The following is a 19,523-nucleotide window of genomic DNA, read 5'->3' on the forward strand; positions in this document are numbered from 1 at the left end:
GCCCGACGCTCACCGTCGCCGCATGTCGGCGACCCGCCCCCGCTCGCCCCCGTTCGGCTGCTCTCCGTTCAGCATCGAAGCCGACCGCAGCCCCGACCCGGGCACCTGGCCCCGCCGCGGTCCGGGAAGGGATACGTCCCGACGCTGTTGATGCTGTTGCTGCCGCGTCGGGACCTGCTCACCCCCCGGGCTTCCCGCTGCTCCGGCCACAGCGATCTGCACCCCCTGATCGGCGAGGGCCTGGAGTTCCGTGGCGGCGCGGTCGTCGTGAGCCGGCGGCTCGTCGGTGACCAGGCGGGTGATGACGTCCGTCGGCACGGTCATGAACATGGTGTCCGTGCCGAGCTTGGTGTGGTCGGCGAGGACGACGACCTCCGCGGCGGCCTGCACCAGCGCCCGGTCGACGGACGCCGACAGCATGTTGGACGTGGACAGTCCCCGCTCGGCCGTCAGGCCGCTGCCGGACAGGAAGGCCTTGGACACCCGCAGCCCCTGGAGGGACTGCTCGGCGCCGGAACCGACCAGGGCGTAGTTGGAGCCGCGCAGGGTGCCGCCGGTCATCACGACCTCGACACGGTTGGCATGGGCCAACGCCTGCGCCACCAGCAGCGAGTTGGTGACGACGGTGAGTCCGGGCACCCGCGCCAGCCGGCGCGCGAGTTCCTGGGTGGTGGTACCCGCCCCGACCACGATGGCCTCGCCCTCTTCGACGAGACCCGCGGCGAGATCGGCGATGGCCGTCTTCTCGGCGGTCGCGAGATGTGACTTCTGCGGAAAGCCGGACTCCCGCGTGAACCCGCCCGGCAATACCGCACCGCCATGCCGGCGGTCGAGGAGTCCTTCTGCCTCCAGTGCGCGCACGTCCCGCCGTACGGTCACTTCTGAGGTCTGGACGACGCGGGCGAGCTCACGGAGCGATACGGCCCCGTTAGCGCGCACCATTTCGAGGATCAATTGGCGACGTTCTGCAGCGAACACGAAACTGACAGTAACCCCAACGACCGTCTGCTTTCAGCAGTTTGCGCCGAATAGCAGAAGTTGTTCGTACCGCAGGGTCGGAAGTGGTATAGGACCTACCCCGCCCGACTATGCCGTACGCATGCTCGACAACTCCCCGTGACCAGCGGGGAGTCGGTTCCGGCCGTCAGAGGTCGCCGCCGGCCTTCCGGGTGTGCAGCTGCCGCGCGACCTCCGCGATCGACCCCGAAAGAGAGGGGTAGACGGTGAACGCGTTCGCGATCTGTTCGACCGTCAGATTGTTGTCGACGGCGATCGAGATCGGATGGATCAGCTCCGAGGCCCGCGGCGAGACCACCACACCGCCGACCACGATCTCGGTGCCCGGCCGGCAGAACAGCTTCACGAAGCCGTCCCGGATTCCCTGCATCTTCGCGCGCGGGTTGCGCAGCAGCGGCAGCTTCACGACCCGGGCGTCGATCTTGCCCGCGTCCACGTCCGCCTGGGTGTACCCGACGGTCGCGATCTCCGGGTCGGTGAAGACGTTGGACGAGACCGTCTTCAGGTTCAGCGGGGCCACCGCGTCACCGAGGAAGTGGTACATCGCGATGCGTCCCTGCATGGCGGCCACCGACGCCAGGGCGAACACGCCCGTCACGTCGCCGGCGGCGTACACGCCGGGAGCCGTGGTCCGCGAGACCTTGTCGGTCCAGATGTGCCCGGAGTCGCGCAGCTTCACGCCCGCGCCCTCCAGCCCCAGGCCGGCGCTGTTCGGAATGGCGCCCACGGCCATCAGGCAGTGCGAGCCGCTGATGACCCGGCCGTCGGCGAGCGTCACCTCGACCCGGTCCCCGACCCGCTTGGCGGCGGCGGCGCGCGAGCGGGCCATGACGTTCATGCCACGGCGGCGGAAGACGTCCTCCAGGACGGCGGCCGCGTCCGGGTCCTCACCCGGCAGCACCCGGTCCCGGGACGACACCAGCGTCACCTTGGAGCCGAGCGCCTGGTAGGCGCCGGCGAACTCGGCACCGGTCACACCCGACCCGACCACGATGAGCTCCTCGGGCAGCTCGGTGAGGTCGTAGACCTGGGTCCAGTTCAGGATGCGCTCGCCGTCCGGCTGCGCGTCCGGCAGCTCACGGGGATGACCGCCGGTCGCGATCAGCACGGCGTCCGCGGTCAGGGTCTCCTCGCTGCCGTCCGCGGCCGTGACCACGACCTTCCGCGACCCGTCCAGCGCCTGCATGCCCTCCAGCCGGCCGCGCCCGCGCACCACCCGGGCGCCGGCCCGCGTCACCGACGCCGTGATGTCGTGCGACTGCGCCAGCGCGAGGCGCTTCACCCGGCGGTTGACCTTGCCCAGGTCGACGCCGACCACACGGGCCGCCTGCTCCAGCGGCGGGGTGTCGTCGGCGACGATGATCCCCAGCTCCTCGTACGAGGAGTCGAAGTTGGTCATCACCTCGGCCGTGGCGATGAGGGTCTTCGACGGCACGCAGTCGGTCAGCACCGACGCCCCGCCCAGACCGTCGCAGTCGACGACGGTCACCTCCGCGCCGAGCTGCGCGGCCGCCAGCGCCGCTTCATATCCGCCGGGTCCGCCACCGATGATCACGATCCGAGTCACGTACTCCATTGTCCCGCACCGCTCAAGGTGCTATTGCCCGGGGGCCGCCCCCGTCGCCCCAGGGACTGGAGAGGCGCCCGGGACCACTGCCGTACCCTCTCTGCATGTCGTCGCTCTACGCCGCGTACGCCGGCAATCTCGACGCACGGCTGATGTCCCGCCGCGCCCCCCACTCCCCCCTCCGCGCCACCGGCTGGCTGAACGGATGGCGGCTGACCTTCGGCGGCGAGCAGATGGGCTGGGAGGGCTCCCTGGCGACGATCGTCGAGGACCCGCTCGCCCAGGTCTTCGTCGGCCTCTACGACCTCGCGGCCATGGACGAGGAGTCCATGGACCGCTGGGAGGGCGTGGGCATGGGCATCTACCGCCGGGCCCGCGTGCGCGTGCACACGCTGGAGGGCGAGGAGACCGCCTGGCTCTACGTCCTCAACGGCTACGAGGGCGGCCTCCCCTCGGCCCGCTACCTCGGCGAGATCGCCGACGCCGCGGAGTCGGCGGGCGCCCCGCACGACTACGTCATGGAACTGCGCAAGCGCCCCTGCTGAGGAGCGCCCAACCCGCACAGACCGCCCACAGGCGCCACAAAAGTTACCTGCGTCACACCGCTCGTTGGAAACGACAAGACAACGATCGCCATCCGGTGAGGACGCTCATCTACGCGCGTAGGCCCAGACCGGCTACTCTCGTCCGCGTGAACGCATCTCTCCTTCCGGACGACATCCAGGGCGACCCCCACGCCGCAGCCGGGGCGGCCGCCGCGCGCCTGCGCGAACTCACGGGCGCCGAGACCCACGACGTCGCCCTCGTGATGGGCTCCGGCTGGGCTCCGGCCGTCGACGCCCTCGGGGCGCCCGACGCCGAGTTCCAGGTCACCGAGCTGCCCGGCTTCCCGCCGCCGGCCGTCGAGGGGCACGGCGGCAAGATCCGCTCGTACTCCTTCGGTGACAAGCGCGCGCTGGTCTTCCTGGGCCGCACGCACTACTACGAGGGCCGCGGCGTCGCCGCCGTCGCCCACGGCGTCCGCACCGCCGTCGCCGCCGGCTGCAAGACGATCGTCCTCACCAACGGCTGCGGCGGCCTGCGCGAGGGCATGCGGCCCGGCCAGCCGGTCCTGATCAGCGACCACATCAACCTGACGGCCACCTCCCCGATCGTCGGCGCGAACTTCGTCGACCTGACGGACCTCTACTCGCCCCGCCTGCGCACCCTGTGCAAGGAGATCGATCCCAGCCTCGAAGAGGGCGTCTACGCGCAGTTCCCCGGCCCGCACTACGAGACCCCTGCCGAGATCCGCATGGCCCGCGTCATCGGCGCGGACCTGGTGGGCATGTCGACGGTCCTCGAGGCGATCGCGGCGCGCGAGGCGGGCGCCGAGGTCCTGGGCATCTCCCTGGTGACGAACCTCGCGGCCGGCATGACCGGCGAGCCCCTCAACCACGAGGAGGTCCTCCAGGCCGGCCGCGACTCGGCGGCCCGGATGGGCGAGCTGCTGACGCAGGTGCTGGGCAGGATCTGAGGACGCCACCGGGTCGCCGACGGCGTCCGCGATCCCGTCGCGGCCGTTCGCGCGGTTCCTCCCCCAGCGCCCTGAAGGGGCGCTGGAGCGGCCGCCCTCCGCCGGACGGGGACTCCCCGCCCCGGCACCGACCCACCACCACCCGTAGGCGCTGCGCGCACCCCCACCGAAGCAGCACCGGCGCCGCAGGCACACCACGAGAGGTTGGACGACGACCGTGCAAGACGATCTCATCGCCCGGGCCAGGACCTGGCTCGCCGAGGACCCCGACCCGGAGACCCGCGACGAGCTCGCGAAGCTCATCGACGCCGGCGACCTCACCGAACTGTCGGCCCGCTTCGCCGGCACCCTCCAGTTCGGCACCGCCGGCCTGCGCGGTGAACTCGGCGCCGGCCCGATGCGGATGAACCGCGCCGTCGTCATCCGCGCCGCCGCCGGACTCGCCGCGTACCTGAAGGCCCACGGCCAGGGCACCGGCACCGTCGTCGTCGGCTACGACGCCCGCCACAAGTCCGCCGACTTCGCCCGCGACACCGCGGCCGTCATGACGGGCGCGGGCCTGCGCGCCGTCGTACTCCCCCGCCCCCTGCCCACCCCGGTCCTGGCGTTCGCCATCCGGCATCTGGGCGCGGTCGCCGGCGTGGAGGTCACCGCCAGCCACAACCCGCCCCGCGACAACGGCTACAAGGTCTACCTCGGCGACGGCTCCCAGATCGTGCCGCCCGCCGACGCGGAGATCGCCGCCGAGATCGACGCGATCACGACCCTGCACGCCGTCCCCCGCCCCGAGGCCGGCTGGGAAACCCTCGACGACACCGTCCTGGAGGCCTACCTGGCCCGTACGGACGCCGTCCTGGCCCCCGGCTCCCCCCGCACCGCGCGGACCGTCTACACGGCCATGCACGGCGTCGGCAAGGACACCCTCCTCGCCGCCTTCGCCCGGGCCGGCTTCCCGGCGCCGGTCCTGGTCGCCGAACAGGCCGAACCGGACCCGGACTTCCCGACCGTCGCGTTCCCCAACCCGGAGGAGCCGGGCGCGATGGACCTGTCCTTCGCGCAGGCCCGCGCCACCGACCCGGACCTGGTCATCGCCAACGACCCGGACGCCGACCGGTGCGCGGCGGCGGTCAAGGACGGCGGCGAGTGGCGCATGCTGCGCGGCGACGAGGTCGGCGCGCTGCTCGCCGCGCACCTGGTCCGGCGCGGCGTCACCGGTGTGTTCGCCGAGTCGATCGTCTCCTCCTCCCTCCTCGGCCGGATCGCCCAGAAGGCGGGACTCCCGTACGAGGAGACCCTCACCGGCTTCAAGTGGATCGCCCGCGTCGACGGCCTGCGCTACGGCTACGAGGAGGCCCTCGGCTACTGCGTCGACCCCGACGGCGTCCGCGACAAGGACGGCATCACCGCCGCGCTGCTCCTCACCGAGCTGGCCTCGGTCCTCAAGGAGGAGGGCCGCACCCTCCTCGACCTCCTGGACGACCTCGCCGTCGAGCACGGCCTGCACGCCACCGACCAGCTGTCGGTCCGGGTCGAGGACCTCTCCGTCATCGCCGACGCCATGCGCAGGCTCCGCGAGCAGCCCCCGGCCGAGCTCGCGGGCCTGCCGGTCACCGAGGCGGAGGACCTGACCCGGGGCACGGACCTGCTCCCGCCCACCGACGGCCTGCGCTACACGCTGACCGGCGCCCGGGTCGTGGTCCGCCCCAGCGGCACCGAGCCCAAGCTGAAGTGCTACCTGGAGGTCGTCGTCCCGGTGGCGGCGCACGCCGGCCTCGCGGCGGCCCGCGCCGAGGCGGCCGGGATCCTGGCCGCGATCAAGCGGGACCTGTCGGCGGCGGCCGGCATCTGACCCGAGGCGCCCCGCCCCGGACCGCCCCGCGGCCCGGGGCCAGGCACCCGCCGGGCGGCACTCGGCCCACGACGCGGTCCGGGCACCCGGCACTCGGCCCACGACACGCTTCCGGCACCCGGCACCAGCGGAGCGCCCCGCGGCCCCGGCCTCCCCGTTGGCCCAAGTACGAAATCCAGAGCACCCCATCGGGTGATTTCCCGGAGTCGGTTGACCCGGGCTCCACGCGCTGCCCCGGCGGCCGGGAAACGGTGGTCGGGTAACGCCCGCCCTCACCGTCGTACCGGAGTCTGGAGCCGCCGCCGTGTCCTCGACCGCCCCCGACACCGCACCCAGCGGACACATCCCGGGCTCCCGACGACCCCTCCTCCCCACCGCGGCCGCCCCGCGCCACGCGCTGCGCCGGGCGGCGCCGGCCCTCGCCGGGTATCTCGGCGTACGGCTCACCGGGCTGCTGTTTCTCGCCGTGTGGGCGCACCGGCGCCACCACGGGGTGTGGCCGATGCTGGCCACGCAGTGGGACTCCCGCTGGTATCTGGGGATCGCCGACCACGGGTACACGCACACCCTCGGCACCGCCTTCGACCACAACAACCTGGCGTTCTTCCCGCTGTACCCGCTGCTGGTCAAGGCCGTGGCCGTACTGACCCCGGGCACCCGGGCCAGTACCGGCCTCGGCCTCGCCTGGCTGGCGTCGCTGGTCGCCGCCTGGGGCGTGTTCGCGGTGGGCGACCGGCTGGCCGGCCGGCGGGTCGGGGTGCTGCTCACCGTGTTGTGGGCGGCCTACCCGGTGGGACTGGTGCAGTGGATGGGCTACACCGAGTCGCTGTTCACGGCGTTCGCCGCGTGGACGCTGTACGCGGTGCTCGCCGAGCGCTGGCTGTGGGCGGCGGCGGGCTCGGTACTGGCCGGGCTCACCCGGCCGACCGGCGTCGCGGTGGCCGCCGCCGTCACGGTCACCGCCCTGCTCGCCCTGCGCACCCGCTTCTCGGCCCGCGCCCTGACGGCCGCCCTGGTGGCCCCGCTCGGCTGGTGCGCGTACGTCGGCTGGGTGGGCGTCCGGCTCGGCCGCTGGGACGGCTACTTCGCCGTGCAGCGGCTGTGGCACAACGAGCTGGACGGCGGCGCGGAGACCGTGCACTGGCTGCGGCACCTGTTCGGGCAGGTCCCGCGGCCGGAGCTGTTCCTGGTCGTGGTGAGCCTGACGATGCTCGCCTCGGTCGTGCTGTTCGGGCTCGCGGTGGCCGACCGGCAGCCGGTGCCGCTGCTGGTGTTCGGCGCGGTCCTCCTGGTGATCGTGGTGGCCAGCGGGGGCGTCTACTTCCCGCGGGCCCGTTTCCTCCTGCCCGGCTTCCCGCTGCTCCTGCCGGTCGCCGGGTATCTCGCCCGCGCGTCACGGCGGCTGCGGGTGCTCGCGCTGACGGCGGCGGTGGCGGGGTCGGCGTACTGCGGTGCGTACATGCTGCTGGTGTGGCCGAGCGCGCCGTGACTCACGAGGCGCCGGGCCGGCCGGCGCGGCCCCGAGGCAGGGGGCCGCGGCGGCGGTGCCGGTCTCGACGCGGGACGTGGAGGTCACCGCCGGACTCCCCGTGCGGGACTGCCGCGGGCCTATCCGAAGCGGCCGTTCACGTAGTCCGTGGTGCGCTGGTCCTGCGGGTTGTTGAACATGTCGTCGGTGGGGCCGTGTTCGACGATCAGGCCGGGGGTGCCCTGCTCGGCGAGGAAGAAGGCGCACTGCTGGGAGACGCGGGCCGCCTGCTGCATGTTGTGGGTGACGATCACGATGGTGACCTCCTCGGTCAGCTCGTGGATGGTCTCCTCGATGCGGCGGGTGGAGGTCGGGTCGAGGGCGGAGCACGGCTCGTCCATCAGCAGCACCCGGGGGCGGACCGCCAGCGAGCGCGCGATGCACAGGCGCTGTTGCTGGCCGCCGGAGAGCGCGCCGCCGGGCTGGCGGAGGCGGTCGCGGACCTCCTTCCAGAGGCCGGCCTTGGTGAGGCACTCCTCGACCAGGCCGTCCTTGTCGTCGCGGCCCGCCTTGACGCCGGCCAGCTTCAGGCCGGCGGTCACGTTCTCGTAGATCGACATCGCGGGGAAGGGGTTGGGCTTCTGGAAGACCATGCCGATCTGGCGGCGGGCCTGGGTGATGCGGCGGCCGCGGTCGTAGATGTCCTCGCCGTCCAGGAGGACACGGCCGGCGAGGGACGCGGAGCCGACCAGTTCGTGCATGCGGTTGAGGATCCGCAGGAACGTGGACTTGCCGCATCCGGAAGGGCCGATGAGCGCGGTGACCTTGCGGGCCGGCATGACGAGCGAGACCTGTTCGAGGACCTTGTGGTCGCCGAACCAGGCCGAGATGGAGTCGGCCTCCAGGGTTGCCGGGTCGCCCTGCGGGGTGGCCGCGCCGGCCTCCGGTGCCTTGAGCGCCGCGATCCTCTTCGTCGGGTCGAGGATGTCGTCGACGAGGGTGCCGGCCGTCTCGGTGGTGTCGGACATGGTGGTGAACTCCTCGTCGGTCACAGCAGGTTGGGCAGCAGGCGGGTGGCGGCGCCGGAGACGGCGAGGCCGAAGGCGGCCAGTACGGGTACGGCGACGATCCACGTCTGCCAGCGGCCCCACACCCGGTACGCGGCCACGGTGAGCAGGGCGGCCAGGAGCAGTCCCTGCGACCAGAGGAAGACCGGGAGCCAGGCGGCGCCCTCGGTGCCGAGTGCCTGCTCGGAGTCGTCGATCCAGCCGAGGGAGAGGGGGCGCGGCGGCGCGGGCTGGACGTCGCTGGTGAGGGTCGCGTCCACGCGGATCGTGCCCGAGGGGGTAAACGGCCGGCCCTCGGCGGTGATGAGCGTGAGCCGGCCCTCGTTCTCCTTGAGGACGGGCGGCAGCGGGTCGCCCTCGCGGCGGACGGCCGTGACCTCGTAGGTGGCCGTGCCCTGACCGGTCGTCACCCGGATCGGGGTGCCTACGGGCAGTTCGTGCAGCTTGTTGAACGGGCTGCCGTATCCCCACTGGCGGCCCATGATCACGCTGGTGCCGGCCTGTCCCGGCAGCGGGGTGTCACGGCGGTGGCCGGGGCCGGACATCAGCACACCGGAGGCGGTGCCCTCCGCGACGACCTCCTTCAGGCCGAGGGCCGGGATGCGCAGCAGCGCCACGGGGGCGCCCGGCTCCAGCATCTTGCCGTCGAAGGTCTGCTGGCCCACCGGGGCGATGCCGACGGCGAGTTGACGGCGGAACTCGTCGTACGCCGTCTGCTGGTCGCGGGCGTGCTGGAGATGGCCCACGATCGTGAGGTTGGCGGCGAAGCCGAGCAGCAGGGCGGCGAGGACGCACAGCGCGGCCCCGGCGAACGCGAAGCCGACGCGTTCCGCCCGCGGCGGCCCGGAGCCGGTCGCGGGCTCGGGTGAAGGCGCCGGCGCCGGCGGCGCCTGGGCCGGCGGGGGCGGAGACAGCACGGTCACGGGAAGCGCTCCTGTGGAGAGGTGTGAGGTGGGGAAACGGAGGCGCGGGCGGCGGGGTGGGGCCCGCCGCCCGTGCTCCGCCTGCCGTTACGAGCGGGGTTCGCCGAAGGTCAGCAGCCCGTTGCGACGGCCGTACCGTACGAAGGCGATACCCGCCGCCGTGAGGACGACGGCGCCCACGCCGGAGAACAGGGCGATCTGGCTACCGGTGGAGGCGAGGCCGCCGCCGCCCGAGGATCCGCCGGAGCCCGAACCGCCGCCGGAGGTCGTCGAGTCGCCGCCGGTGGTGCCTCCGCCGTCGGTGGTACCGCCCGTGTCGTCCGTGGAGGTGGCGGTCGGCTCGTCGGTGGGGTCGTCCGTCGGGTCGTCGGTGGGCTCGTCGGTCGGGGTGGCGCTCGGGGACCCGGAGGGCGGGGCGGGCACCTTGAAGGCGACCGTGGTCACCGTTCCTTCGGAACCGCCCGCGTCGCACCCGGGGCTCAGAGTCCACCCGGAGGTGCCTTCGACGGCGTCGTCCGGAACGGTGAGTCCCGTCCAGGTCACGGTTCCGTTCGCGTCCGACGTGGCGCTCGGGAACCCGGCGTCGTTGCGGTCCATGGAAAGGGCGAACGACGTGCTCGGCTGGCACCGCCGGACGATGAGCTTCACCGCCTGACCGCGCTCCAACTCGGGGTTGTCGGCCAGCCGCGTGCCCGACGCGTCCTGTATCTCGTACCTCGCCGGCTGCACCGTCACCCGGAAGGAAGCGGATTCGGAGGACACGAACTTGGTGGCATCCGTCGGGGTGAACCGGGCGACGATGTTGTGGTCCCCCACGGCCAGCGCCGTCGTCTTGAACTCGGCCTTCCCGTCCGCGACGGAGGCCTCGCCCAGCGTCGTGTCGCCCTCCACGAACTTCACGTCGCCGACCGCGTCCGCCGGTGAGGTCGTCGCGGTGAGCGTGACCTCCTTGCCGGGCTCGACGACGGGAGGAGCGGCGACCAGTTCGGTGCTGGTGGCCTTGGCGCCTTCCCCGACCACCCAGTCGCCACCGGTGACGGTGATCTTCTGGGACCAGTAGGGGTCACCCGGCACGATGTCCTCGGGGGCGGGATCCCAGCTGAAGTTGTCCACGCACCGTACGCGCAGCTCGTAGGTTCCGTCGGCCGTGATGACGCTCGACAGGCTGTCGAACCCCATTCCCGGGTTGTCCGCCGCGGCGAGCGAGACGGTCGAGGACGCCGCGGTGTAGGGCGCCTGGTTGGTGATGCCCCTCTGCACCCTCGCCTCGGTGCCGTCGGCCTTGACCACGAACACGGTGAGGACGCTGTTCCAGTTCACGTCCTCGATGGTGGCGTCCGGACAGGCGCCCGGGATCCGCAGGGAGCCGGAGAAGGGCTGCGGGTCACTGAGGCTGCCGCTGCCGGGTGTCAGCGTGAACTCGCCGACCGAGGCCGCCCGGGCGGGCTGGGACTGGGACGCCACCAGGGCCACCACGCCCAGGGCGAGCACTGCGCAGGCGGCCAGGACGGCAGCCGCTCTTCGGAATGGGTGTAGCACTGTCATGGCGAATTGCCCCCCGGGAACGGGTGTTGATCGAGTAGGGAAACAGCACGTGGGGCCGGGCACCCTTGGGGTGCCCGGCCGTCACGCGAGGGTCAGACGGTGATCACGAGTTCAGGCCGCCCGTGAGCGTGCGCGCGTTGCAGTTGGAGATGGTGCCGAAGCCGTACTTGGTGATGGTGGTGGGCGCCGCGCAGATGTCCGAGAGCGCCTCGGAGATCAGGCTCTCGCTCAGGCGGCTCGTCTGGACGACGTTGTAGACGTCGCGGGAGAAGATGAAGCTCGGGTTGAGCGCGAGCGCGTCGCCGGAGCCGGTGGTCGGGGACTGGCCCTCGATGCTGCGCAGACGCGAGGTACCGCGACGGTTCGGGACGTCCGCGATGCCCTTGCCCTGCGCGATCCACTGCGCGACCGAGTACGGCATGAGCTGGTTGGCGGCGGTCATCGCCGTGCCGTCGTGCTCCTGGATGGTCTGGTTGACGCAGGAACCCGGCGTGGTGACACCGATGGAGTCCAGCCAGTACTGCCGGGTGCCGGAGCCGGCCTGCGGCAGCAGCGGGGCCACGGTGACCGTGGCGCCCGAGGCGTTGACGTAGGTGCAGTTCGTGTAGATGCTCGCCAGCTGCGCCTTCGTCAGGTTCGTCGGCACGGTGCTGCCGAGGTTCGTGGCGTAGGTGACCGCGTCACGGGCGAACGGGACGTAGGTGAGGTCGGTGCCGGGCACGGTGGCCTTCGGGCCACGCGAGGAGCGGGCCAGGTCGATGCAGACGGTGCCACCGTTGCTGATGTCCTCGGACAGCCGGGCGATGCCGTTGCTGGAGCCGTTGGTCTGGGCGCGGGTGTACGAGCAGCCCGTGGACGCCTTGGTCTGGTACGGGTCGCCCAGCCCACCGACGGCGTTCCACGACGCGAGGTAGTTGGCGCCGCCGGTCTGCACGGCACCGTCGTTGGCGAGGCCGTTCATGACGTACTGGGTGGTGTCCGAGCCGACCGCGGCCAGGCTGCGGTAGTCGGTCAGCGAGGACGGGTCCGCAGAGGCCGGAGAGGCCAGGATGCCGAGACCGAGAGCCGCGGCGCCGAAAGCAGCACCGACCTTGGCGTAAGACTTGACGTTCACTTCTGAACCCCTTGGTTTCTGGATTTTCGAAGACTGGACGTTCAAGCGAATCCGGATTTTCGTACTGCCGACCCGTCGGCCGGCCGCCGCATACATTTCCAGAATTTGGCACGGCGGCCAACAAATTCCCCACGAGGGAAAGGTTACGAGCAGGCTTCCTAGGTGTCTCCTAGGGAATTCTCCGTTGCGCGTAGCGCAGCATTACGGGTCCTGCCAGACCTGATATCCCGCCCAAGAAGAGGACGGCGAGAAGGACCCACCGGATAACGCCCAGGATATCGCCTGGAGTGATTCCCTGCCGAGTTGCGGCAGCATTCTGCTGCGGTCCTGACGAAGGTGACGCGGAGCCGTTCGGAGCGGCTGCCGCCGATGGCGACGAACTGCTGCCGCCACTCGTTCCGCCCGCGGACGATCCGCCGCCGCCCGCGCCGGAAGAATTTCCACCGGTATCGCCGCCCGCCGCGCCTCCCCCTGAGCCGTTCGCGTTCGGATCGCCGGTCGACGAGTCGCTTCCGGGGTCACCGCGTTCCAGGTCGGCGGCGGCGGCCTCGGCCTGCCGGCGCAGCTTCGCCGGCAACGGCGCGTAGCCGGGTGGCAGTTGGCCTGCCGCCAGGCCCTGCGTCTGGCCCGGTCCCGCCGCATACCTGATGAGGTCCGCGTACGCCTTGCGATCCTTCGCGGCCTGGTTCACCGAGGCCGCGGCGTAGGTCACGGCGGTCAACGGATACGCCTGCCCCTTCGCCCGCGACGGATCGGGCTTGAGCACGGCGGAGTTGTCCGGATACGCCTTCATGTCACCGACGCCGGCCTGCAGCGATTCGACGGAGGGCTTCACGAAGTTTCCGTCGGCGTTGCGCAGGGCCGCGGTCTGGAGTCCGTATCGCGCGGCCGACGCGGCATCGACGATCGCCATCACGCAACGCAAACCCGGCGCGGGGGCCACATTGACGACCTTGGGCGGAGCCTGATCCTGCGGCTGCGCATACACGGTGGTGCGGCCGTTGTTGCCGCGGCGGGTTTTCACGGCCCCGTCGTGCAGGTCGGACGTATACGGGTCGAGGTCCAATACCGTATAGGTCGCCAAAGCATAAGAGGGATCGTAATTGATGCCGGGCTTCACCGTCGGGTCCGACTTGGGGAAGTTGGTCAGATCCGATTCATCCGCCAGGTTCAACTCCTTGAAATAGGGGTTGACCCGCATCCCGTTCTCATCCGGCTTCCCGGAGAGGAAGTCCCTGGCATCCTTGTCCGACTGAAGCCAGTTCCAGACGATCCGGGTGGTGTCCGAATCCCCCTGCGGAACCATCAGGCTCATAGGGTCGACTTGGGCCGCCAGGTCAGCATATCCCGGATTGAGATCCAAAAATTCCTTGTCCTGAGTGAAATACAGTGGATTTCCCTTGAGATGTGCCGCGTCGAGCGAATCACAATAGGAGGGATCGCAGACATTCGCCCACGGGACATCGTGCACATACGAATGAGTGAGCATCTTGGCCACGAGCCGCGGCGTCAGCTTCATTTCCTGCATCACACCGGACGGGCCTTCGATGAAGAACGCGATCACGAGCCCGGACACCGCCAGCGGCGCGTGGACGACACGGGGTCCGTCTCCCGCCTGAACCACCGGATCGACCGTGACGCCCATCGCCGGCGTGTCCTCGGTCGCGCCCAGCACCTCTCCTCGGGCCAGTTCCTCCGCCTCACGGTTGAAGGTGAATGTGTTCCCCTGGGACGTGCACAGCTTCGGCCCCCACGACGAGACGGCGTCGTCCGCGAGCTCGGACCCGGGTACGGCCCGCTCGGGCTGACCCTCCGGACAGAAGTTGTCGACCGGCTGGAAATCAAGACGGAAGACGATTCGCTGGGCCCAGTTCGTCGCGGACAGCGGTGAGGAAACGAGCCTGTCACTATCGGGGTTGGCGATCTCGTTTCCGTTGGCTTCGTGGACGCCTCGGGGCACGACAACCAGCCAGCAGGGGCGCGGAGCGGGGGTGCTGCCGGCGGCCGCCGTGTTCACACCACAGCCGAGGTAGTCCGCCTGGATTCCGTCCTGCACCTCGAACTGCGTTTCACCGGAGCCGTTCGAGAAGGTCCGGGAAGCCTTCTGTTCGTTGGAATCCAGCGGACCGAAGTAGGTGTAGTCGTGAGAGGACGTGGTCGCCGGCTCGCCGTTGGCCGGGCGGAAGGGGACGAACGGAAACGAACCCGTGTACTTCGTGTCCTCCTGGGGGTCTTCTTCGCTACCGGCCGTTGTCCCGGTTCCGTACCGCACGACCCGGCCGTTCCCAGCCCCTGTCGTCGTCCCCGCGCCGAAGACACACTGCTCCCGATCGGGACCAGAAGGATCATCACCCCAACACTGCATGATCTGCAGGTAGTCGACGTTGAACGAGGCACTCGGCCGTGTAGGCGCCCCACCGTCCCAGCTCACCCGCACACTCTGCGAGTGCAGCCCCTCCGTCTGATGCACCGTCACCTTCAGACCGGAGAAGTCGTCGTACTTCCCCTTCACCCCCGACTTCGTCACCGCGGAGTCCTCGGTGGTGGCCGCCGCCGCCGGCGTGGCTCCCGGCGGTACCGGCAGCAACGCCACGATCAGCGCGGCCACCAGGCAGCTCACCGCGACGAGAATCCGCGGCCCGGGGCGGACCGTCAGCAGCTTCCTCATGCCGCACCCCCCTTGCGACGCGACCGCCCGGCCATCACCCGCGCGACGACCGGTGGCCCGACGACGACGCCGAGCAGCAGCACCGCCGACAGGGCCATCAGCGCCGTACGCAGACCGAGTGAGTCGTCCGTGCCCAGGGAGACCGGGCTGGCGGCCACGTTGGTGTCCCCCGTGCCCCCGCTGCCGCCGAGGGCCTCACCCGTGTCGGGGTCGACGGCCCCGCCACCGGTCGCGCCGCCGGTGCCGCCCGTCGTCGTCCCTCCGGAGCCGCCCGTCGTGCCCCCCGAACCCGTGGAGCCGGACCCGCCCGTCGAACCCGTGCCGCCGGTCGAACCCGTCCCGCCGGTCGAGCCGGTGCCACCCGACGTGGAGCCGCCCGAGCCCGAACCGCCCGAGCTGCCGCTGACCTGCGTGGGGGTCTTGTTACCGCCCGTGCCGGTCGCGCACTGGTCGGAGCCCCTCTTGTCGCAGGCCTGCGGGTAGGGGGCGTTCTCGATCAGGAGGTTGTGCCCGCCGGAGAACGTCGGGTTGTTGCACTTGTTGATGTCGATGTCGGCCGACACCGCGCCGGGGATCTTCCGGGTCTGGGCCATGGCGGCTTCCACCAGGTTCTTCGGCAGCGGCGAGTAACCGAGCCGGTCGGCCTGTTGCTGGCCCTCGCAGAGGAAGTAGTTGTTGAACGAACTGAGCGTCTTCCCCTTGGCCGTGGTGAAGCCGCTCTCCACCTTGGTCGGGATGATCATGTAGCTGTAGCTGGAGAGCGGGTAGGTGCGCCGGTCCGAGAAGGTGTAGACGTCGTCGAGCTTCTGGGTCAGGTAGTTCGCGGACCGCGGGTCGTTGTTGATCTCCGCCTTGGTCAGGGCGACGGCCACGCTGGAGGCGGTCGGCTCGACGTAGTAGCCGGCCTGGTTGAGGATCTTGGCCACCGGGAAGCCCGCGTTCCTGGCGTACGAGTACTCGACGTAGGTGATGGCGCCCTCGGCCTGCGACTGCCTCGTGTAGCCCGCGACGCCGAGCGAGCCGGACTGGGCGACGAAGCCGGAGCCGGGGATCACCGGGAAGTACGACGTCAGACCGCACGGGGTCTGCTTGCCCGCCCGGCGGCAGTAGTCGTTCCACAGGCTGCCCTGCTGCTTGGACATCCACAGCGTGAACTGCGCGGTCGTACCGGAGCCGTCGGAGCGGACCACCGGGACGATACGGCGGGCCGGCAGGTTCAGCTTGGGGTTGTCCGTCTTGATCTCCGGCGCGTTCCACATGGTCAGCCTGCCGGTGAAGATCTTGGCGAGGACGCTCCCGGACAGCCGCAGGTTGGTGACCTGCCTGCCGCCGATCTTCAGGTTGTACATGAACGACGTACCGCCGGCCACGATCGGCATGTACGCGTACTTACGGGTGGGCGGCGGGTCCTCCTGGCCGAGGTCGTTGAGGCCGTAGGGAATCTCGGACACACCGAAGTCGGAGGTGCCGTTCTTGAACTGCTGGCGGCCGACCGTCGAACCGACCGCCGAGTAGTTCACCGTCATGCCCTGCTGGCGGACGTTGCGGCGCCACTGCTCGATCGCGTTGGAACTCCACGTCGAGCCGGAGCCGCTGATCTTCGTGTAGGTGTCCGCGAAGGCGTTGGGCGGATGGACGGCCAGCAGCGCGCAGACCATGGCGACGAGCAGCGCCAGCGCCTGGTACACGCGCGTAGCGTGTGGACGACGACGGACAGGGGCGGGTATCACGGAGTGCTCCTCGTCGGTGCGGGACTGTCTGACGGCTGGTCGTGGGGGGCTTGTGCGGCGAAGCGCCTCGCGTCCCGGCGGGAGGCCTTGACCCGGCGGTGTTCCTGACGGCGGGTCAGCCGGCCCGGCCCGCGGCCGCCGAGCAGACGGGCGAAGACGAACAGGACGAGCACCAGCACCAGCAGCACCGCCGCGGTGCCGAAACCGCGAGCGATGTAGGTGGGCTCGGGGGACTTGACGAGTTCGAAGGTCGCCAGCGGCAGCGACACCATCGGGCCGTGCAGCGGGTCGGTGTTGATCTCCGCCGTGTAGCCGGCGGTCAGCAGCACCGGCGAGGTCTCGCCGACGCCGCGGGCCGTGCCCAGGATGATCGCCGTCGTCAGGCCGGACCGGGAGGTGGGCAGCACCACGTGCCACACCGTGCGCCACCGCGAGGTGCCGAGCGCGTACGACGCCTCCCGCAGCGTGCCCGGTACCAGCCGGATCACCACGTCCGCGGCGCGGATGATGATCGGCAGCATCATCACGGAGATCGCCAGCGCGGCGGCGAGGCCGGAGCGGTCGAAGCCCAGCGCCAGGATGAAGGTCGCGTAGATGAACAGGCCGGCGACGATGGACGGCAGCGCCGTCATCGCCTCGACGATGGTGCGGACGAACCGGCTGAAGGCACCCGGGACCTCGTTGAGGAAGACCGCGCACACCAGTCCGGACGGGATGCAGATCAGCAGGGCGATGGAGATCTGCCACAGGGTGCCGATGATCGCGTGCAGGATGCCGCCGACGCTGAGCGGCTCGATCGGGCCCGCGTCGGCCATCGACTGGGTGTAGAAGTTCAGGTACGGCAGCGCGTCGCGGCCCTCGTAGAGGGTGTAGACGACCACGAACACGAGCACGGCCAGCATGACCACGCCGAGGCTCTGGACGACGGCCGCGGCCACCCGGTCGCGCACCGCGGGACCGTCCTCGTCGAAGGAGACCAGCAGCGCGTACAGGCCGACGAAGAGCGCGTAGGCGATGACGACGAAGCCCAGCACGCCGTTGAAGGGCAGCAGCCGGTCGAACATCACCCAGGTGACGCAGAGGGACGCGGCGGCCGCGCCCAGCATGGCGTACACGTCGGTGGCGCGCAGCGTGGACAGGTTGCGGCGTGACTCGCCGAGCGTCCTGCGGCGTTCGGGCAGGCGCGTGCCCGGCCGCGCCGGCGGCTTCGGCGGAGCCGTCGGGCTCGGCTGCGGTCCCTGGTCGCCGGGCGGGCTCTGGGCGGTGGTGACGGTCATCGGGCTCGGTCTCCTCAGGAGTCGCTCGTCGCGCCGGAACGGCTGCGGGCGACGATCGACGACGCGACGAAGTTGACGACGAGGGTCATCAGGAACAGCGCGAGGCCCGCGGCCATCAGCGCGGACATGCCGAGTTCGCTCGCCTCGCCGTACCGCAGGGCGATCAGCGAGGAGACGGAGCTGGTGCCGTTCTGCAGGATGTGCGGCTGGATCGCGAACACCGGCGAGATGATCAGGTACACGGCGATGGTCTCGCCGAGGGCCCGGCCCAGGCCCAGCATGGTGCCGCCGATCATGCCGCCCTTGCCGAAGGGCAGGACGACGCTGCGGATCATGCCCCAGCGGTTGGCGCCGAGCGCGTACGCACCCTCCCGCTCGCCGACCGGGGCCTGCGAGAACACCTCGCGCATCACCGAGCAGATGATCGGCGCGACCATCAGGGACACGACCATGCCGGCGATGAAGGTGGAGGAGGTGTAGACGGTGGCGGTGGCGAGCGGGTCGCGCGGGTCCGCGCCGTCGACCTCGAAAAGCGGTATCCAGCCGAAGTACGTGGAGATCCAGCGGGACACCGTGACCACTTGTCCCTGGAAGAAGAAGAGCCCCCACAGGCCGTAGACCACCGACGGCACGGCTGCCATCAGGTCCACGACACTGATGAGGGTCCGACGGATCCTCGGCGGGGCGTACTCGGAGATGTAGAGCGCGGTGCCGAGTGCCAACGGGACCGCGAAGACGATGGCGACGAGCGCGATGAGGATCGTGCCGACGAGTACGGCCGCGATACCGAAGTGGCCGCCGTCGGGCTCCCAGGTCTCGGTGGTGATGAAGTCCCACTTCGCGATCGACAGCGCCTGCCAGGCCCGGTACGTCAGAAACCCGCCGACGAGCAGCATGATCGCGAGCACCAGGGCGCCGCCGCCGCGCAGGACGCCCCTGAACAGGCGGTCGGACACGCCCGGGTCGGCGTACAGGCGTCTCGGAGGGTCGTCCGCCGGAGACATGCGTCTGTCATGAGTTCGCGTCGTCACATGGGTCGACGCTCCTGAGGCCTGATGGACTCCCGTGCACGCGGAAATGAACGAGACGCCCCCGAGAGGCAACTTCCGGGATTGACGTGAACGCGGCGAAATGAGGTACGTAAAAGGGCCCGAACCCGCCGGCGGCGGGATCAGACCCTGTTGTGGACTGCCGGACCGACGACCGGCCGGTTCAGTCCATGTCCGCCCACGCGATCACGCCGCCGGACCCGGTGTCGGCCAGCAGGTTCCGGAATCGCTCATAAGCGGCCTGGCACGTCGAATGCCGCTCATAGGCGCGCGAGGACACGGCCAGCGCCCCGCCGGAATGATCACGTAACCGCCAGACCCAGCCATTGCCTTCGGAGGTGTGGTGCACCCCTCCGGGTAATCCGAGGACTTCGGCGCACATTCGCTCGAACGCCGTTCGGCACTCCTCGTGGCTGCGGTACGTCAGGGCCGCCACTGCGATCACCCGTCCGTTCGTGGCCGTGAGGCGCCACAGGTAACTCCCGTCTGCGGATATGTCTATCTGGCAGCGCGTGCCGGATGCGGCCGCGCCCCCCTGTCTTGCCGCCATCCATCCCCACCCCTGCGATTCCCGTTGTCAGGAACGCCGCATGTGCGGACGCCGGTTCCTCGTCCATGCGGCACCCGCAGGGTAGTGAGACACAAGTGACAACGATTGCCCTCTCTTTAATGTAGTGAGCATGCTTCACGTGATGGTTGCCCCTCGTTCACATGGCTCTCCCGCAGCCGGCGC

Annotated in this window: 15 protein-coding genes; 4 read left to right on the plus strand and 11 right to left on the minus strand. The window is 70.6% G+C overall.

Going from position 1 to position 19,523, the window contains the following annotated elements:
- Positions 1 to 9: 9 nt before the first annotated feature.
- Both ACFY3I_RS12015 and ACFY3I_RS12020 read right to left on the minus strand, forming a co-directional pair.
- Complete coding sequence (locus tag ACFY3I_RS12015) at positions 10 to 978, minus strand: DeoR/GlpR family DNA-binding transcription regulator (RefSeq protein WP_365284154.1); 969 nt, start codon at positions 976 to 978, stop codon at positions 10 to 12.
- Between the two features lie 166 nt (positions 979 to 1,144).
- The gene (locus ACFY3I_RS12020) at positions 1,145 to 2,593 is read right to left on the minus strand and encodes an NAD(P)H-quinone dehydrogenase (RefSeq protein ID WP_365284152.1); all 1,449 of its coding nucleotides are present in this window, start codon (positions 2,591 to 2,593) and stop codon (positions 1,145 to 1,147) included.
- Between the two features lie 95 nt (positions 2,594 to 2,688).
- On the opposite strand from ACFY3I_RS12020, the gene ACFY3I_RS12025 reads away from it, so the two are divergent.
- The 4 genes from ACFY3I_RS12025 to ACFY3I_RS12040 all read left to right on the plus strand — a co-directional run bounded on the left by ACFY3I_RS12025 (position 2,689) and on the right by ACFY3I_RS12040 (position 7,438).
- Positions 2,689 to 3,129 carry a gamma-glutamylcyclotransferase gene (locus ACFY3I_RS12025; protein WP_365284150.1) on the plus strand — a complete coding sequence of 147 codons (441 nt, stop codon included), beginning with the start codon at positions 2,689 to 2,691 and terminating at the stop codon, positions 3,127 to 3,129.
- A gap of 146 nt (positions 3,130 to 3,275) precedes the next feature.
- Positions 3,276 to 4,100, plus strand: a complete 825-nt coding sequence (locus tag ACFY3I_RS12030; RefSeq protein WP_365284148.1) for a purine-nucleoside phosphorylase — start codon at positions 3,276 to 3,278, stop codon at positions 4,098 to 4,100.
- A 217-nt stretch (positions 4,101 to 4,317) separates the two neighbouring features.
- The gene (locus ACFY3I_RS12035; protein ID WP_390860455.1) at positions 4,318 to 5,949 is read left to right on the plus strand and encodes a phospho-sugar mutase; all 1,632 of its coding nucleotides are present in this window, start codon (positions 4,318 to 4,320) and stop codon (positions 5,947 to 5,949) included.
- Positions 5,950 to 6,253: 304 nt separating this feature from the next.
- Positions 6,254 to 7,438 (plus strand): hypothetical protein, encoded by a 1,185-nt coding sequence (locus ACFY3I_RS12040; RefSeq protein ID WP_365284144.1) that lies wholly within the window; start codon positions 6,254 to 6,256, stop codon positions 7,436 to 7,438.
- A gap of 119 nt (positions 7,439 to 7,557) precedes the next feature.
- Here ACFY3I_RS12040 and pstB read toward each other — a convergent pair whose 3' ends face one another.
- The 9 genes from pstB to ACFY3I_RS12085 all read right to left on the minus strand — a co-directional run bounded on the left by pstB (position 7,558) and on the right by ACFY3I_RS12085 (position 19,340).
- Positions 7,558 to 8,445 (minus strand): phosphate ABC transporter ATP-binding protein PstB, encoded by an 888-nt coding sequence (pstB, locus tag ACFY3I_RS12045; protein WP_390860456.1) that lies wholly within the window; start codon positions 8,443 to 8,445, stop codon positions 7,558 to 7,560.
- Positions 8,446 to 8,465: 20 nt separating this feature from the next.
- Positions 8,466 to 9,407 carry a sortase gene (locus ACFY3I_RS12050; protein ID WP_390860457.1) on the minus strand — a complete coding sequence of 314 codons (942 nt, stop codon included), beginning with the start codon at positions 9,405 to 9,407 and terminating at the stop codon, positions 8,466 to 8,468.
- 87 nt (positions 9,408 to 9,494) lie between these two features.
- Positions 9,495 to 10,952 carry an Ig-like domain-containing protein gene (locus ACFY3I_RS12055; RefSeq protein ID WP_390860458.1) on the minus strand — a complete coding sequence of 486 codons (1,458 nt, stop codon included), beginning with the start codon at positions 10,950 to 10,952 and terminating at the stop codon, positions 9,495 to 9,497.
- A gap of 103 nt (positions 10,953 to 11,055) precedes the next feature.
- On the minus strand, positions 11,056 to 12,066 hold the full coding sequence (locus ACFY3I_RS12060) for a substrate-binding domain-containing protein (protein ID WP_365284135.1): 1,011 nt from the start codon (positions 12,064 to 12,066) through the stop codon (positions 11,056 to 11,058).
- Positions 12,067 to 12,235: 169 nt separating this feature from the next.
- Positions 12,236 to 14,734, minus strand: a complete 2,499-nt coding sequence (locus ACFY3I_RS12065) for a hypothetical protein (RefSeq protein ID WP_390860459.1) — start codon at positions 14,732 to 14,734, stop codon at positions 12,236 to 12,238.
- A complete protein-coding gene (gene pstS, locus ACFY3I_RS12070; protein WP_390860460.1) occupies positions 14,731 to 16,422 on the minus strand; it encodes a phosphate ABC transporter substrate-binding protein PstS in 1,692 nt (563 codons plus the stop codon). Before pstS ends, ACFY3I_RS12065 begins: the two co-directional genes overlap by 4 nt.
- A gap of 38 nt (positions 16,423 to 16,460) precedes the next feature.
- Entirely contained in the window at positions 16,461 to 17,741 is a 1,281-nt protein-coding gene (gene pstA, locus ACFY3I_RS12075; protein WP_390860461.1) for a phosphate ABC transporter permease PstA, read from the minus strand.
- 14 nt (positions 17,742 to 17,755) lie between these two features.
- Positions 17,756 to 18,745 (minus strand): phosphate ABC transporter permease subunit PstC, encoded by a 990-nt coding sequence (pstC, locus tag ACFY3I_RS12080; RefSeq protein ID WP_365284129.1) that lies wholly within the window; start codon positions 18,743 to 18,745, stop codon positions 17,756 to 17,758.
- A gap of 208 nt (positions 18,746 to 18,953) precedes the next feature.
- Positions 18,954 to 19,340, minus strand: a complete 387-nt coding sequence (locus ACFY3I_RS12085) for a DUF1508 domain-containing protein (RefSeq protein ID WP_390860462.1) — start codon at positions 19,338 to 19,340, stop codon at positions 18,954 to 18,956.
- Between the last annotated feature and the right edge of the window lie 183 nt (positions 19,341 to 19,523).

It is taken from the genome of Streptomyces sp. NPDC001068 (assembly GCF_042897315.1).
Lineage (GTDB): Bacteria > Actinomycetota > Actinomycetes > Streptomycetales > Streptomycetaceae > Streptomyces.

What these genes read in the sequence shown, in the direction of transcription:
- ACFY3I_RS12020 (WP_365284152.1), bottom strand. Translation starts at nt 2,593, where the DNA reads ATGGAGTACGTGACTCGGATCGTGATCATCGGTGGCGGACCCGGCGGA.
- ACFY3I_RS12025 (WP_365284150.1), top strand. Translation starts at nt 2,689, where the DNA reads ATGTCGTCGCTCTACGCCGCGTACGCCGGCAATCTCGACGCACGGCTG.
- pstB (WP_390860456.1), bottom strand. Translation starts at nt 8,445, where the DNA reads ATGTCCGACACCACCGAGACGGCCGGCACCCTCGTCGACGACATCCTC.
- ACFY3I_RS12055 (WP_390860458.1), bottom strand. Translation starts at nt 10,952, where the DNA reads ATGACAGTGCTACACCCATTCCGAAGAGCGGCTGCCGTCCTGGCCGCC.
- ACFY3I_RS12065 (WP_390860459.1), bottom strand. Translation starts at nt 14,734, where the DNA reads ATGAGGAAGCTGCTGACGGTCCGCCCCGGGCCGCGGATTCTCGTCGCG.
- pstA (WP_390860461.1), bottom strand. Translation starts at nt 17,741, where the DNA reads ATGACCGTCACCACCGCCCAGAGCCCGCCCGGCGACCAGGGACCGCAG.
- pstC (WP_365284129.1), bottom strand. Translation starts at nt 18,745, where the DNA reads ATGTCTCCGGCGGACGACCCTCCGAGACGCCTGTACGCCGACCCGGGC.
- ACFY3I_RS12085 (WP_390860462.1), bottom strand. Translation starts at nt 19,340, where the DNA reads ATGGCGGCAAGACAGGGGGGCGCGGCCGCATCCGGCACGCGCTGCCAG.